Source organism: Chitinophaga sp. XS-30, from assembly GCF_008086345.1.
Lineage (GTDB): Bacteria > Bacteroidota > Bacteroidia > Chitinophagales > Chitinophagaceae > Chitinophaga.
The window spans coordinates 4,295,047-4,309,800 of sequence record NZ_CP043006.1 but is presented as its reverse complement, the minus strand read 5'-3'; the positions used below and the strand labels follow the sequence as shown (position 1 = coordinate 4,309,800).

General features: G+C 53.1%; 10 protein-coding genes. 6 read left to right on the top strand and 4 right to left on the bottom strand.

Annotated features, from left to right (window positions below; genetic code table 11):
• The first annotated feature begins 10 nt into the window (after positions 1 to 10).
• Positions 11 to 1,432, top strand: a complete 1,422-nt coding sequence (locus FW415_RS17520; protein WP_148387655.1) for a SusD/RagB family nutrient-binding outer membrane lipoprotein — start codon at positions 11 to 13, stop codon at positions 1,430 to 1,432.
• 144 nt (positions 1,433 to 1,576) lie between these two features.
• Here FW415_RS17520 and FW415_RS17515 read toward each other — a convergent pair whose 3' ends face one another.
• The gene (locus FW415_RS17515; RefSeq protein WP_148387653.1) at positions 1,577 to 2,824 is read right to left on the bottom strand and encodes a YeiH family protein; all 1,248 of its coding nucleotides are present in this window, start codon (positions 2,822 to 2,824) and stop codon (positions 1,577 to 1,579) included.
• An 18-nt stretch (positions 2,825 to 2,842) separates the two neighbouring features.
• Positions 2,843 to 4,081 (bottom strand): nucleoside recognition domain-containing protein, encoded by a 1,239-nt coding sequence (locus FW415_RS17510; protein WP_148387651.1) that lies wholly within the window; start codon positions 4,079 to 4,081, stop codon positions 2,843 to 2,845.
• 161 nt (positions 4,082 to 4,242) lie between these two features.
• Here FW415_RS17510 and ychF point away from each other — a divergent pair, with 161 nt between their 5' ends.
• Positions 4,243 to 5,346, top strand: coding sequence for a redox-regulated ATPase YchF (gene ychF / locus FW415_RS17505; RefSeq protein WP_148387649.1), 1,104 nt, complete (start codon positions 4,243 to 4,245; stop codon positions 5,344 to 5,346).
• 98 nt (positions 5,347 to 5,444) lie between these two features.
• On the opposite strand, the gene FW415_RS17500 is transcribed toward ychF, so the two are convergent.
• Both FW415_RS17500 and metX read right to left on the bottom strand, forming a co-directional pair.
• Positions 5,445 to 8,318: a TonB-dependent receptor gene (locus FW415_RS17500; protein ID WP_148387646.1), complete on the bottom strand. Its 2,874-nt coding sequence runs from the start codon at positions 8,316 to 8,318 to the stop codon at positions 5,445 to 5,447.
• Between the two features lie 175 nt (positions 8,319 to 8,493).
• On the bottom strand, positions 8,494 to 9,516 hold the full coding sequence (metX, locus tag FW415_RS17495; protein WP_246858786.1) for a homoserine O-acetyltransferase: 1,023 nt from the start codon (positions 9,514 to 9,516) through the stop codon (positions 8,494 to 8,496).
• 137 nt (positions 9,517 to 9,653) lie between these two features.
• Here metX and FW415_RS17490 point away from each other — a divergent pair, with 137 nt between their 5' ends.
• The 4 genes from FW415_RS17490 to FW415_RS17475 all read left to right on the top strand — a co-directional run bounded on the left by FW415_RS17490 (position 9,654) and on the right by FW415_RS17475 (position 14,435).
• Positions 9,654 to 10,073 (top strand): OsmC family protein, encoded by a 420-nt coding sequence (locus FW415_RS17490; RefSeq protein ID WP_148387644.1) that lies wholly within the window; start codon positions 9,654 to 9,656, stop codon positions 10,071 to 10,073.
• A gap of 101 nt (positions 10,074 to 10,174) precedes the next feature.
• Positions 10,175 to 11,371 carry a PLP-dependent aspartate aminotransferase family protein gene (locus tag FW415_RS17485; RefSeq protein ID WP_148387642.1) on the top strand — a complete coding sequence of 399 codons (1,197 nt, stop codon included), beginning with the start codon at positions 10,175 to 10,177 and terminating at the stop codon, positions 11,369 to 11,371.
• A 140-nt stretch (positions 11,372 to 11,511) separates the two neighbouring features.
• Complete coding sequence (locus FW415_RS17480) at positions 11,512 to 11,868, top strand: hypothetical protein (RefSeq protein WP_148387640.1); 357 nt, start codon at positions 11,512 to 11,514, stop codon at positions 11,866 to 11,868.
• Positions 11,869 to 11,942: 74 nt separating this feature from the next.
• Positions 11,943 to 14,435, top strand: coding sequence for a DUF5686 and carboxypeptidase regulatory-like domain-containing protein (locus FW415_RS17475; protein WP_148387638.1), 2,493 nt, complete (start codon positions 11,943 to 11,945; stop codon positions 14,433 to 14,435).
• Positions 14,436 to 14,754: the final 319 nt, after the last annotated feature.

The following is a 14,754-nucleotide window of genomic DNA, read 5'->3' as shown; positions in this document are numbered from 1 at the left end:
CATGCTGATTATGAAAAAGAACATCCTTAGTATATTATGTTTGACCGGATTGCTGGCGATGACGGGCTGTAAGGACTACCTGGACGTCAACACCAATCCCAACCAGGCAGTAGAGCCGCCCATCGATGGCCTGCTGGCCAGTACCAGCTATAATACCGGGTATAATGTGTACCGCACCGGCAATATGACATCCTACTTCGTGCAGCACCTGGCCTCGCCCAGTGTAGCCAGTGGATCCGATGTGTACGACGAAGTGGATTACGGCACCACCTGGTATAATCTCTACAACAACATGACGGACCTTTATGACATGATCGCGCTGGCGAAAGCGAAGGGATCCAGTCAGCATCTGGGCGTAGCGCAGATCATGATGGCCATGAACCTGCAGATGGCTACCGATCTCTGGGGAGATATTCCCTACAGCAAGGCTTTTGTAGCTAGCTCTACAGATCCCGAAACCCTCACACCGCCGTACGACACTCAGGAAGAAGTATATAACGCCGCTCTGCAACTGCTGGACGATGGTATTGCGGAGCTGAATAAAACGGATTCCAAACTGGTGCTGAAACCTGCGCAGGACCTGATACACGGCGGCGATCTGGATGCCTGGAAGCGTACCGCGAACCTTGTTAAAGCCCGCTTGCTGAATCATTATTCCCGCAAAGCGACCTACAATGCCACGAATATTCTGACCGCTCTTTCCGCCAGCTACACCGGCAACGGCCATGATGCACAGCTGACGGCGTTCCAGACACTCAGCCCCTGGAATGCTGCCGCAGTGAACAACAGCCGGAATTCACTGGATGGCTGGCTCAGCGAGCAGTTCGTCAATGCGATGGATGGTACCGACTTCGGTATGCTCGACCCGCGCCTGCCGTACATTACAGACCTTACTCAGTTTGGCGATTACCGCGGTACGCCGAATGGTCAGGGCAGGATCGGTACCGGAACGGATGATGAGGAATGTTATCTTTCACTGGACGGGTTCTATTCAAAAGCCGGTGCGCCCCTGCAGATCGCCACCTTTGCGGAAGCAAAGTTCATTGCGGCAGAAGCGCATTTCCGTGCAGGCAGCATGAAGAATGCGTATGATGCATATCTTGCCGGCATTGCCGCGCATATGGATAAACTCGGCGTTCCCGGACCGGAGAAATCCGCTTACATCAATAACGCCGCGGTATCGGTGGGAGAGAACAATATCACCCTGGCGCTGATCATGAAAGAGAAGTATGTGGCCATGTTCCTTCACCCGGAGGCTTGGGCGGATGCACGCCGCTTCGACTATCAGTACATGAACTTCGGGTTGCCCGTGGGCGCACTGCTGCCTGATTTTATCCGGAGAGTGGCGTACCCGAGCACCGAAACCAGCCGCAACTCGGCCAATGTGCCGCCGGTAACGAACCTGAACCAGAAATTGTGGTGGGATCAGTAAGGGAAGCAATGATCTGTCTGTAAATGGGCAAGGGGTGTGTTCAACAGTAATTCACCCGGTTTTATCCGGGTGCCTGATGGAGAGAATTTTCGTTTGCGCGATTCTCAAGCCCGTCAGGTTACTGTTGAGACAACCCCTTGTCACTTACAAATGACCAAATACCAGGTAAGCCATCCCCAGCGTCACAAGGATATTGAAAACCTGGGCGATGATAAAGGCCATGGCCGGACGGCCGTTCTCCATCCTGAAAATGTCGGTGAACTTCGTTTCCAGGCCGATGCAGGCAAATGCGATGGCAAAGAAACAGGTCTGCAGGTCCTTGATATTGCCTTTTACGGAGGCTACCAGTGTGGAAGGCAGGAGGAAAGAGAAAACGAGCGAGACGATGATGAAGCCCAGCACGAACTTTGGAAAGCGGTCCCAGATGGTGCGGAGGCCGGGTTTCGGCTGGTTGGTCTCTTTTTTGGAATAGGTCCACCATACGGAAATGAAGAATGCGGCGAGGCCGAGCAATACGTTCTGGGAGAACTTCACCAGTGTGGCGTATTTCAGGGCTTCGTCCCCAAGCATGGTACCGGCGGCCACAACAGCGCCGGAGGTATCTATAGTGCCGCCCAGCCAGGCGCCGGCCACTGCGGGGGACATATCCATCCATTTGGCGATATAGGGCATGAAGATCATCATGGGGATAGCCACGATCAATACCAGCGAGATCACATGCGAGAGTTTTTTATTATCCCCTTCAATGGCTCCTGAAGTGGCGATGGCTGCGGATACGCCGCAGATGGACACGGCGCTGGAGATCATCATCCTGAATTCATCATCCAGCCGGAACTGTTTGCACAGCCAGAACGTGAAATACCAGACGGTGAACACTACTACCACGGATTGCAATACGCCCAGGCCGCCGCCTTTTACCAGCTCCTGGAAAATAATGCCCGCGCCGAGCATCACCAGCCCGATCTTGATGAAAAGCTCCGTTTGCAGCACCGGCCGCAACCATTCCGGCAGGCCGATCACATTGCTGATGAAAAGCCCCAGCAGGAGGCTGAACAATACGATCTCTATCCCAAGGTCTTTGATCACGGCATTGCCGGTGAATACCTGCGCGAACATGGAGATCGCCATGACGGCGATCAGCCCCGTGACGATACGCACATCAAAGCGTTTCCTGCTCAGCAGGCCGGCCAGCAGCAGGCTGCCGAGCACCCAGAGGAAGAGGCCCCCGGCATGATAGAGATTGTCGGAACTGCCCAGTTTCGCCATCAGGGTATCGCTGCTGTTCCAGTTGAATTTAGGCATGGAGGGATGCAAGCCCAGGCATATCAGCCCGATGCTGAGAAATGCGATGATCACCGCAATCCAGTCTTCATGTAATGGTTTTCGCTGCATTATTGTTGTGTACTAAGGTTAGTGGAAGAAAATATACCCGATGATGATGGCGGCAATAACGCCCACAACGTCTGCGATCAGTCCGCATGCCAGGGCATGCCGCGTTTTTTTGATGTTGACGGACCCGAAGTAAAGCGCCAGCACATAGAAAGTGGTTTCCGTGGAACCCTGCATGATACAGGCCAGGCGGCCCACGAAGGAATCCGGCCCGTAGTTCTCCGGCTTCATCAGGTCTATCATCAGGCCGCGTGCGCCGCCGCCGCTGAAGGTTTTCATGATCCCTACCGGTAATGCCGGCACAAAGTCAGTGTTCAGTCCCATCCATCCTACCAGCAGCGCGATGCCATTGGTGATGAAATCGAGGCAGCCTGTTACGCGGAACACGCCGATGCCTACCAGTATGGCTACGAGGTAAGGGATGATCATCACGGCGGTGGTGAAGCCTTCTTTGGCGCCGTCTATGAATGCTTCATATACATTGATCTTCCGCCTGGCCCCGGCAACGAGGAACAGGATGATCACGGAGAAGATGATCAGGCCGCCGATCATGGCGGTGTAAGTGGCGATATCTTCCGAAGGCATGGTATGCATCCAGGCATAAAGGCCGTACATCAGCAGCAGGAAACCGCCGATGAAAACAAGCACCGGCAACCGGAAGAGGTTGATGCGCTGGTAAGCGGCCACGGCGATCATGCCGGACATGAAGGAGATGAATGTACCGATCATGGTGGGAATGAAGATGTCGGCCGGATTGGCCGCGCCCATGGCCAGGCGTACGGCCATTACACTGGTGGGAATGATGGTCAGCCCCGCGGTATTCAGCACCAGGAACATGATCTGCGGGTTGCTGGCGGTATCTTTCTGCGGATTAAGTTCCTGCAGTTCTTTCATGGCTTTGAGCCCGAGTGGTGTAGCGGCATTATCCAGCCCCAGCATGTTCGCGGAGAAGTTCATCACTACGGAGCCCATGGCCGGCGCTTTTTTGGGCACCTGGGGAAAGAGCCTGGAAAACAGGGGATTGACGAACTTTGCGAATTTTTCGATCATTCCTGCCTTTTCACCGATCTTCATGATACCGAGCCAGAGGGTCATCACCCCGGTCAGCCCGATGGCGATCTCTGCGCCGGTCTTGCTGTTCTCGAAGGTGCTGGTCATCATTTTGGCGAAGACCTCGGTATTGCCTTCGAAGATGAGCTGGTACAGCGCCACTATAAATGCTATCACAAAAAAGCTGATCCAGACGTAGTTTAATGCCATCTTGAATGATTATCGGTTTGAATGTAGTTGTTCCGCTCCCGCTTTTATGCCTTACGGATCAGCGGATTAGCCCTTTGCACTGGTTCCGGCGCCCAAAATAGTAAATTTTAACACGCTTTACTCGCTGAATTGCACTATCTTTGCGCAAATTTTTTTAAGAAATGGCTTTGCAAGCAGGAATTGTAGGATTGCCGAACGTAGGGAAGTCCACATTATTTAATGCTGTCTCTAACAGCGCCAAAGCACAGGCGAGCAATTATCGCTTTTGCACGATCGAACCGAATGTTGGCCTCGTAGATGTGCCGGACGCGCGGATATCGAAGCTGGAAGAACTGGTAAAGCCTAACCGCACGGTGCCTACCACCATCGAGTTCGTGGATATTGCCGGTCTTGTTAAAGGCGCCAGCAAAGGGGAGGGTCTGGGCAACAAATTCCTCGCCAACATCCGCGAAGTGGATGCCATCGTACATGTGATCCGCTGTTTTGAAGATGATAATATTCTCCGTGAAGAAGGCCCCATCAACCCGGTGGGCGACAAGGAGATCATTGATACCGAGCTGCAGCTGAAGGACCTCGAAAGTGTGGAGAAGAAAGTGGCGCGTACGGAAAAGATGGCCCGCACCGGTGGCGATCCCAAGGCAAAAGCGGAGTTCGAGATACTGAAACGCTGCCAGGAGCATCTGGAACAAGGGAAGAACATCCGCGAACTGGCGCTGTCCAAAGAAGAGCGCACAGCTATTGCCGATCTCTTTCTGCTGACGGAAAAACCGGTATTGTATGTAGCGAATGTAGATGAAGCCTCACTGCATACCGGCAACAAATTCTCCGAAGCGCTGACCGCCGCTGCAAAAGCAGAGCATGCGGAAGTGATCGTGATGAACAATTCCATTGAAGCGCAGATCACGGAGCTGGAAGATGCGGAGGACAAGGAAATGTTCCTCGGAGAATACGGCTTGAAAGAACCGGGCCTGCACCGCCTGATCCGTTCTACTTACAAGCTGCTGGACCTGATCACTTATTTCACTGCCGGGGTGCAGGAAGTAAGGGCATGGACGATCCACCAGGGCTGGAAAGCGCCGCAGGCAGCCAGTGTGATCCATACGGATTTCGAGAAAGGTTTTATCAAGGCGGAGGTGATCTCTTACGACGATTTTGTGAAGTACGGATCGGAAGCTGCTGCAAGAGATAACGGCCGTTTAAGGATCGAAGGCAAGGAATACGTAGTGAGTGATGGTGATGTGATGCATTTCCGTTTCAACGTCTGACCAAAGATACCCATGAGTTGATCATGAGGGTTACAACAAAATAAGAAAGCCTCCGGAATTTCCGGGGGCTTTCGCTATTTATGGCAAAGACTGAAAACTTAGAGATTGTAGCCGATGGAGGCGTACCACTGCGCGCCTACGGTGGGGTTGCCCCATGATTGCACGTAAGCGTTCTGCAGCAGGTTGGAGCCGCCGATCTTCACGGTTACTTTCGGCTGCGGGAAGAATTTGCTCACCTGGGCGTCCAGCGTGCCGAAGGCGGGTATTTCGCCGAGGTTCAGCGCCCGTACAACCGGCCCTACGAAGGAAGAAGACCAGATGAAGCTGTCCTGCCAGCGCCAGGTGACATTGGCGCTGAAGTTGGAACGGGCAATATTCCGGTTGGCTACATACAGGTTATACCGCACCTTGGGCGTGTTGTACATGGCCTGGAAGTTGCCGAGGTCTTCCTGGTTGCTTAACTCGTTGTAGGACACATTTCCACCCACCACGAACTGCTGCGGCAGGTTATAATCGAGGCCCAGTGCCCATCCCCATGATTTGATATCCTGGTCGTAATTGACCGGGATGGAAAATACTTCCTGTGTGGTGGATTTGATGAGTACCTGGGAACCGTTGAAATTCCGGAAGGTGTTGGTGTACACATAAGCGTCTATCATCAGTTTGTTGGCTATCAGGGCCTTGTAGCCAATTTCAAAGGCGATGATCTTTTCCGGTTTGAACTCCCGGAAAGTATAGGCTTGTGGCGCACCGGCCTGTACGGATTCCAGCGTGAATACGGGCACATCGTTCAGACCGTACCGTTCGCGCAGGAAGGGCAGGCCGCCGAGCAGCCTTGCCTGGGGCGTTCTCAGATCGATATACTGGTCTTGGCAATGCGGGATGCGGAAACCGGTCTGATAAGAGGCGCGGATATTATGCGTTTTGAGGAAGGTGTACACGGCGGACAGGCGGGGGCTGAACTGGCCTTCGAAATTCTCGTTCTTGTCGTACCGCAATGCGCCGGTCAGCTTCAACTGATCGTTCAGTACTCTTTTACCCACCTGGAGGTAACCGCCGAATTCGTTGACCCGGAATTCATCGCCGTTATCATCCACGGCAAAGATGGTCTTTTCCGAATTGAGCGCAAAGACCCTGTAGTTGCCGCCGATCATCAGCTCCATGAAATCGATCTGGTTCTTGAAGTTATACATGAACTCCGCCTGGTACAGGTTGGTTTTGTCCAGGAACTTGGCGCCAACGCCATTGGCATCTCCGGGGATGGGTTTATCTTTTACCGTTTGTGCAGCGGTGTTGAATGCTGCGGTCCCGGGTATGAGGCGGCCCTGATCGGCCACATCCCTGGCGGCCTCATGGTAGGCGGGGGAGTTGCCTTTGATGGCGGCTGCGGCCGCGGCAAATGCTTCCTGCGGGTTCTGTCCGCCGCCCACACCCTGCTGGAATGCGGTCACGAAAGCGGGGAATGCTGCACCGGCGTAAGCGCCGAAGTATTCCTGGAACCAGGTGGTGCTGGGCTTCCAGGCTTCATTGATGCCAGCGCCAAGGGTGCCGATGGCGTAGGAATCGCCGGAGCGCTCCTGGGTGGTATAGGCCCTCACATAAAAATTATCGCTTCTCAGTTCCAGTTTGTACTGGCCCATCCGGAAATTCTTGATGGAATACCGGTCTGCCCCGGTGTACACGGTAGTACCGGTACCGTAGCTGCCCTGGGCGAGCAGTTCCAGGTTGCTGTTGAATTTATAGTGAAGGGCCACATTTGCCTTGAGGTTTTTGGTATCGTAATCGGCCAGCGCGCGTTCTTCATAACCTGTACGGGATACGAAGGTGCTGGCACTGTCCGGCATAAATGCGCCGAAGACTGTTGCGGCCGGTATTCCCGTCTGGGCGGAGAACTGTGCGATACCCTGGCCGAGCGGATTGCCCGGGGCGGGATTGAGGGCCACGGGTCTCAGGCTGCCGAACATATTCACATTGGTCTCATCACCGTAGATGTTCACCCCGTTATAACCCGGATTAGCGCTGCGGCTGCCGGATTTGAGGTTGTAGCCGTTGAGCACGCTCTGGTCCCGGTCGTCATACGCCTGCCAGTCGTCCGCTTTGATATATCCCAGGTTCACCTTGAAGGCGAATTTATCGTTGAAGGCTTTGGCATAGCGGACATTGACATCGTAATAGCCGGTGGAGGAGGAGCTTCGGCCGGATTCGTTCAGGATGCCGGTTTTGATATTGGCGCTGAGGCCCTGGTGCTGGAAGGGGCTTTTGCTGTTCAGCAGGAGGATGCCGTTCAGGGCGTTGGGGCCGTACAGGGCTGAGGCGGCTCCCGGCAGCAACTCCACATTATCCATATCCAGTTCGGTGATCCCTACGATATTGCCTACGGAGAAGTTAAGCCCCGGAGCCTGGTTGTCCATTCCGTCTATCAGTTGCAGCATGCGGGTATTCCCGTTGCTGTTGAAGCCGCGGGTGTTGACGGATTTGAAGGTAAGGCTCTGGGTGCTGAGCTCCACGCCTTTCATATTGGCCAGTGCATCGTAGAAAGTGGGCGCGGGGGTGGCTTTGATAGCGCGACTGTCCAGCTTCTCAATGGAAACGGGAGACTGGAGGATGCTTTCCGGTACGCGGCTGGCGGATACCACTACTTCCTGCCCGAGTATTTCGGTGGAGGACAGCTGGACGTTGACGCTTGCCGAGGCATCGGACACCGTGACTTCCCGGGGGGAATAACCAATGTACGAGAAGGTGAGGGTCAGGGGCAGGGAGCGGGAGGTATTGATCCTGAAGCTCCCGTCTGCGGCAGTGATGGCGCCCGCTGTAGCGCCTTTGATAGATACCGATACACCCGGCAGGGGCTGCGTGGTAGTAGCGTCAACTACCGTTCCGTTGATCGTGGTTTGATTTTGTGCCAGCACAGATTGCCATGAAGCTAAGAGCAATACGATGAGCCAACAATACTTTGGTAAAGTACTTTTCATAATGTGAGAATTTAATGAGGAATTCTGGCTGACTTCGGATATTGTTTTTTTTAAATAAGCATATTGTTCAGGGCCTGTTCAAATTATACAGAGAAGTTAAGGGTTTTTTGGGATTCCGAAAAGTTTTCTGTCAATTGTCTGAAATGCAATTGATTGCAGGTTATTTGGCTGGTGTTTATGGTTTTGACAGGAAGTCTTCCAGGATGCGTCCGATCTTTTCAAATTCGATGAGGAAACCGTCGTGGCCGTACGGAGAATCTATTTCATGATAGATGGTATTATGCATATGTTCGGCAAGGGTCAGCTGCTCTTCGGGCGGGCAAAGGATATCGCTGGCAATGCCGATCAGGAGCGTGGGCTGTTCGATCTGGCGGAGGGTGATGGCGACCTCTTCATGCCGTCCTCTGGCGATGTTGTGGCTGTCCATGGCTTTGGTGAGCAGCCAGTAGCTTTGGGCATTGAAACGCTTCACGAGTTTATCGCCCTGGTAAAGGATATAGGAAGATGCTTTGAAGTTATCCGTTTTCTCTTTGTCGGGATCGGTTTGCATGCGCACAAAGGTCTGGTAGTTGCGGTAGGTGAGCATGCCGATGGCCCGGGCGGCTTTGAGGCCTTTGGCGCCGGCGTCCGGGCGGGGCTCTTCCCAGGTAGGGTCTGCTTCCAGGGCGAGGCGCTGGGCGGTATGTACGCCAATGCCCCATGCGCTTTCAGCGGCGCCGGTACATAACAGGAAGAGGCGGCCGATGCGTTCCGCTTCCATCAGCGCCCATTCCAGCACCTGGTATCCCCCCATGGACCCGCCCACAAGGAGGTGAATGCGCTCGATGTTCAGGTGTTTGCGGAGCAGGATGTGGGCATGCACAATGTCCCTGATGGTCACCTGCGGGAAATTCCGGTAGTAGGGCTGCCCGGTTTCGGGATTGACGGTCAGCGGTCCGGAGGAACCGTAGCAGGAGCCAATGACATTGGCGCAGACAATGAAGTGCTTTGCCGGATCAACAACCCGGCCGTCACCGATCAGGCCCTGCCACCAGTCGGCCACATCCGAATTAGCCGTCAGGGCATGACAGATCCAGACCACGTTATCGCCGTGTTTATTGAGCGTACCGTAAGTATGATAAGCAATGTCAAGCCCCGGAAGAACTTCGCCGGACTCAAGATGGAAAGGCTGGTGGCTGTGGTGGATATGCAATGACAACTCCGTTCTGAATTTTGCGCAAACCTACAAAAGTCGCGGACGATTTACAAATCCCGGATTACGAATGCCGTTCGTCAGGTTCGGGTTTTTCCGCTATATGCCATATCTTTGAATATTATTTTTAACATCACTGCATTATGAAGATCGCCTTACAAAGAATTGACGACGGGTTTAATATGGAAGCTGTGGACGAACAGGGCCACAAAGTATTAATGGATTCCTCCGTGGAGAACGGTGGCAAGAACAATGGCGTACGCCCCATGCAGATGCTGCTCATGGGCCTTGGCGGCTGCTCGGCGATAGACGTGGTGATGATCCTCAAGAAGCAGCGCCAGGAGGTCACGGACTTCCGCATCGAGATAGAAGCGGAGCGGGAGAAAGGGAAGGAGCCATCTTTATGGGAAAAAGCGCACATCGTTTTTTATATCAGCGGGAATGTTGATGCTGATAAAGCATCGCGGGCGGTGGAACTGTCCATGAACAAATATTGTTCAGTGGCAGAAACACTCCGTCAGGGCAAAACCCAATTGACCTGGGAGGTGAAGCTCAATAGCTGATCCCGTCTGCCTGCATAAAGCGACGGATCATACAGATTTATACCGCAGATGAAGCCGGCAAACCGCAGGCTCCATCCACCCGTAAAAATGAGGATAAACAGATGAAACAAAGAACGAACAAGCCAACATACCACCCGGAAACACAAGCAGTCAGGATCCAGTCCGAACGCACTTCGCATATGGAGCACAGCGCGCCGATGTACCTCACTTCCAGCTTTTGCTACGAAGATTCCGAGGCCATGCGCGCCGCTTTTGCGGATGAAACCGATGCTTTTATCTATACCCGTTTCAGCAACCCCACTGTAGAGGAGTTCATTCAGCGGATGTGCGCCCTTGAAGGCGCCGAAGCCGGTTTTGCCACCGCTTCAGGCATGAGCGCCGTATTCGGCAGCTTCATGGCATTCCTGAAAACGGGGGACCATCTGTTGTCTTCCCAATCTATCTTCGGTTCTACGCATACCGTTATCACAAAGTTCTTACCGAAATGGGGCATTGAACATACCTATTTCGATATGACGAAACCGGAGACCATCGAAGCGCTGATAAAGCCCAATACAAAGATGATCTTCGTGGAAACGCCTTCCAATCCCGGGCTGGATGTGATAGATCTGACGGCATTGTCAGCTATTGCAAAGAAGCATAAGATCATCCTGAACGTGGACAATTGCTTTGCCACTCCGGTACTGCAAAAACCGCTGGCGTTGGGGGCGGACCTGGTAACCCATTCCGCCACGAAATGGATCGATGGGCAGGGACGTGTACTGGGCGGTATTGTGCTGGGGCGCAAAGAACTGGTGGATGAAGTGTATGCCTTTTGCCGCAGCACCGGCCCTTCGCTGTCACCCTTTAATGCCTGGGTGCTGAGCAGAAGCCTGGAAACGCTGCACATCCGCATGGCCCGTCATTCCGAAAGCGCATTATCACTGGCTAAAGCCCTTGAAGGCAACCCTCACCTGGAATGGGTGAAATATCCCTGGCTGACCAGTCATCCGCAACATGCCATTGCAAAGGAGCAGATGACCGCAGGTGGCGGGATCGTTTGTTTCGGGATCAGCGGCGGGCTGGAAAGAGGCCGGCGTTTCCTGGACCAGCTGGAGCTGCTGAGCCTGACGGCCAACCTGGGAGACAGCCGCAGTATCGCTTCTCATCCCGCATCCACCACGCATGCCAAACTGAGCGAGGCAGAAAGGCTGAATGTGGGGATCACTCCGGGTTTGATCAGGATATCAGTGGGACTGGAACATGTCGGCGATATCATTGCGGATATTGAACAGGCGCTGGAAGCCAGCAAGGCGTAGAGCCGCCGCGAAAAGCTGTTGAATGCGGACGGGATGTCATCCTGAGACCACGAAAATGTGCAGGCGGCGTCAGGAAGACCGGAGTTCCCGGCAGCGCCGGACTTGGCAGTAAATCAATTCGTAACCCTTTACATGCAGATATGCGTTTCTTTCTGACCCTCATACTCACTGCGGCCCTCGCTTACCTCCTGGGGCTGTTCCTGGACTGGTGGAGCATTGCGCTCGCCGCATTTGCCATTGCCCTGTTGTTGCCGCAAACGCCGGGAAAAGCATTCTTCAGCGGCTTCCTGGGTATTGCGTTGTTGTGGGGCATGATGGCGGGAGTGATGGACCTGCGCAACGATCACATTCTTGCCACCCGCATGAGCAAACTTATTCTTCAGTCTGCTTCCCCCTTCGCGATGGTGATGATCACTGCCGTGCTGGGCGGTATTGTGGGCGCGCTGAGCGCGTTGTCCGCCAGTATGTTGCGGAGAAAGAAAGTTGGGCGTGCATGAGCATACTCTGTTAAAGTTCCTTTAAAACCATCAAAAACCATATAATCTGCAAAGGAGGCTGCTATATTTGATATATGGTAAAAATTCTACTCCTTTCCCTCTCCATTGTGCTGGCCGTTGAAACCCAGGCCGGCGTCATCAAAGGTCTTATTACCAACAATAAAGGTGAAGCGCTGCCCTACGCCACCGTCATGATCAAAGGCACCACCAACGGTACCACCGCCAATGCGAACGGCGTTTACCAGCTGGAGCTGCCGGCCGGCGAGCATACCATCATCTGCCAGTACATGGGCTACCGGAAGGCGGAAAAAACGGTGAAGGTAGCGGATGCGGAACAGGAGGTATCGTTCGCCATGGAACCGGTCAGCATGCAGATCCGGGAAGTAGTGGTGAAGTCCGGAGGGGAAGACCCCGCTTATGCCATTATCCGGGAGGCCATCAAAAAAAGAAGCTTCTATCAGCACCAGGTGAAGGCCTATACCGCGGACGCCTATATCAAAAGCCAGTTCAAGCTGCGCAGCACGCCCACGAAATTCTTTGGTCAGAAGATAGACCGGGAGGACATGGGCGTGGATTCCACCGGCAAAGGCATCATCATGTTATCAGAATCCGTCACAAAAATATCGCACCGCGAACCGGATACGAAGCTGGATGTGATCTCATCCAGGCAAAGCGGGGGAGGGCTGGGTTTCAGTATCCCGGTTACGATCAGTTTTTATGACAATAATGTGGAAGCGGTAACCTCGCAGATAGGGCCGCGCGGGTTTATTTCCCCCATCTCGGAGAATGCCCTGGCATATTACCGCTACCGCCTGGAAGGCTCATTCATGGAAGACGGAAAAATGGTGCACAAGATCAAAGTGATGCCCCGTCGCAAATATGAACCGCTCTTTGCCGGGTACATTTATATTACCGACGAAGATTGGCGCATCCACAGCACAGATCTTATGCTGACGAAGGAATATCAGCTGGAGCTGGCGGATACCCTGATCATCAGGCAAACGCATGTACCGGTGAACAAAGAGGTCTGGCGGACGAAAGACCAGGTGGTCTATGCTGTGCTGAAAAAGTTCGGCTTCGATCTGGCAGGCAATTTCGTCAATGTATATTCCAACTATGACCTGCAACCTGTTTTCCCCAAAGGATATTTCGGGAAAGTAGTGATCAAATACCAGAAGGATGTGAATGAGCGGGACTTGCGATATTGGGACAGCATTCGTCCCATGCCGCTGGAAAAAGAGGAGTTGCGGGACTTCCGGGTAAAGGATTCAACGGCAAAGGTCCAGCGGGATTCCAGCCGCTCCCGCTATCACCTGGATTCCCTGCGCCGTAAACCGCAAAAGGTGAAGGTGACGGACATCCTGATGAACACCTGGGGGCATAACTGGTATTTCAAGCGGGATACGGTGATCGCCTCACATTCCTTTTCCATGCGGTCACTGATCAGTGCGCTGAGTTACAACACCGTGGAAGGGCTGGCCGTAAACCTGCAGCCCTCGCTGACCTTCAGCCTGCCGGGCAATAAAAGGCTCCAGATGAGCAATGTCGTTCGCTACGGCTTCAGCAATACTCACCTGAATGCATACACGTTTCTGACCTACGGCGGTAGCAGACGGGGTAGGAACAATGGCAATATATGGACGGTTGGCGGTGGTAAAAGAATATCGCAGTTCAACAGGGAAGGGCCGATCGGGCCGGTGACCAATTCCCTTTATACCCTGCTGGTGAAAGAGAATTACATGAAGCTGTATGAGAACTGGTTCGGCAGCCTGGGTTTTCACCGCCAGTTCCCCAGTACCCTGCGCCTCAGTGTGAATGCGCTGTATGAGGACCGCATACCGGTGGAGAATACCACGGACTTTGTTTTGTTCAAAAATGAAAAGAAGATATTTAGCCCCAATCATCCCGAAGAGCTGGCCGCTTTACCTTTTGAACGGGAACAGGTGCTGACCACCAGCGTTTCACTCAGTTACCAGCCGGGGCAGCGGTTCATTGAATATCCCCGCAGCCGCGTAGCCATAGGCTCAAAATACCCCACGTTTTCGGTGATGTACACCAAAGGTTTCCTGGATGCTGATTTCGACAAATGGAAAGTATCGATGCGGGACAACATGAATTTCAAACTGTTCGGTGAGCTGCGCTATAACCTGTCCGCCGGCGGTTTCCTGAACGACCGTGCTGTCAGCATCCCCGACCTTCAGCATTTCAATGGCAACAGGACTTTCTATAACATCCGCTATCTCAACAGTTTTCAGGTGGCGCCTTATTACCAGTACAGCACATCAGCAAAATTGTATGCCACAGCCAATGTAGAGCATCATTTCAATGGCCTGCTCACGAACAAGATACCCTTGTTCAACCGCCTGAAATGGCATCTTGTAGCAGGTTCCAACGCTTTTTATGTGAACCGCGACAATAATTACGTGGAGATATCAGCTGGATTGGAGAACATTTTCAAGATGATAAGGGTGGATGTGGTAGCAGGGTATCAGAGTCAGCTGCCCACGCGTGTAGGAGTAAGGGTAGGCTTCGGCGGGATCATCGGCGGTGCGTTCAGGATCGAATAAAATACAAAGGCTGTACGGATGATGATCGTACAGCCCTGTTTTTTGCTTGCCGGATAATGCTATCCTCGTCTTCTATAACTTCTTGCCTTTTTGGTATTGTCACTTCCAAAAAAATAAACGCACAGGCGGTATGCCCATAAACCGATCACAATGGCAAAGAAGTAATAAACATAAATATTCATATAGGTCCTATTTAGGGTTAGTGACAATTCATTCCTCACGGGGTACTGTCCTCTTGTAAAACCGTATTTTCCAATTCCGTGCCACAATTTTCAATGGTTGTTCACACCCACAAGGCATATAAATATAAATTACCCCT